Origin of the sequence: Paenibacillus sinopodophylli (assembly GCF_005930355.1) — a bacterium.
Lineage (GTDB): Bacteria > Bacillota > Bacilli > Paenibacillales > Paenibacillaceae > Pristimantibacillus > Pristimantibacillus sinopodophylli.
In genome coordinates, this window is sequence record NZ_VDBO01000072.1 from 1 (window position 1) to 340 (window position 340).

Genomic DNA, 340 nt, shown 5'->3' on the forward strand with positions numbered 1-340 from the left:
ATGAGAAGGCACAGTGGTGAACGAAGAGCTAGCGAACTGCTGGCTCTTGCAGCCCGCTCAGTCGGTGCCAAGCATGCAGAGAAGGCCTACAAGCTTCATCTGCAACAGCTACTAGCCGAATATGATCTAGCCATGGAGCAACTGCAGGTCATTGAGGCTGAAGTCGCGGCCGCACTGGCCCAGATTCCGCTGGCTAAGCCCCTGCTGGCAATGAAGGGCATGAGCACCTTGTCTGTCGCCAGTATTCTCGGTGAGGCCGGCGACCTCAGCGGCTATGCACATGGTAACGCCTTGCTACGGCATGCCGGCCTCAACCTGGCTGAAGCGAGTTCAGGCAAAT

General features: G+C 57.6%; 1 protein-coding gene. It reads left to right on the forward strand.

Annotated features, from left to right (window positions below):
* The coding region (locus FGT79_RS30725; protein WP_138756599.1) for a transposase at positions 1–340 on the forward strand (340 nt) is incomplete at both ends.